The following is a 994-nucleotide window of genomic DNA, read 5'->3' on the forward strand; positions in this document are numbered from 1 at the left end:
GGCCGGAGCGGAGGCGGGTGCTGCGGCGGCAGGTGCGGGTGCGGCGGGGGCCTGCGGGGTGAGCCCCGCGGCGATCCGCTGGCCCATCGCCATGCCGATGCCCAGGCCGACGCCCTCGCCCGCGCCGCCCGGGTTGCGGGCCGCCTCCCCGATCGCGTTCGCCGCCTGGAACTGCGTGAACTGGTCGAGGTTGCCTGCGATGCCCATCCGCGAGCGGGTGTCGATGGCCTCCTCGACCTCCGGCGGCAGCGAGATGTTCTCGATCACGAACTTAGGCACCGAGATGCCGACCGACGCCAGCTCCTGGGTGAGCTGCACACCCAGCCGGGCACCGATCGCGTCCTGCTGCGTGGCCAGGTCCAGCACCGGCACGCCCGTGCCGGCCAGTGCGTTGGACAACCGTCCGACGATCAGCTGCCGCAGGTACTCCTGCACCTCCTCGGTGCGGAACTGCGGGTCGGTACCGGCCAGTTCGCGCAGCAGCGCGGGTGCGTCCACCACCTTCGCGGCGAACGAGCCGAACGCCCGCAGCCGTACCATCCCGAACTCGGCGTCCCGCACGATCACCGGGTTCGACGTCCCCCACTTCATGTCGGTGAACTGGCGGGTCGTGACGAAGTACACCTCGGCCTTGAACGGCGAGTCGAAGCCGTACTTCCAGCCCTTCAGCGTGGACAGGATCGGCATGTTCTGGGTCTGGAGCGTGTACGTGCCGGGCGGGTAGACGTCGGCGATCTGGCCCTCGTTGACGAACACGGCCGTCTGCGACTCGCGCACGATGAGCTTGGCGCCCATCTTGATCTCGTTGTCGTGCCGGGGGAAGCGCCACACGATGGTGTCCCGACTGTCGTCGGTCCACTCCACGATGTCGATGAACTCGCCCCGGATCGCGTCGAACAGACCCACGACCGTCCCCCATCCCGCGCTTCGCGCGCACTACCCGCCCATTACCGTCCAAGCGCCCGGGCACGCCCGAACCCGGGCACTCTAGCAA

Annotated in this window: 1 protein-coding gene; it reads right to left on the reverse strand. The window is 69.5% G+C overall.

Annotation, left to right across the window (positions count from 1 at the left end; genetic code table 11):
- Window positions 1-906: SPFH domain-containing protein (locus tag AC13HU_RS37630; RefSeq protein ID WP_483046500.1), on the reverse strand; the 906-nt coding region annotated here is incomplete at its 3' end.
- Between the last annotated feature and the right edge of the window lie 88 nt (window positions 907-994).

Source organism: Streptomyces sp. NH27 (assembly GCF_056859195.1).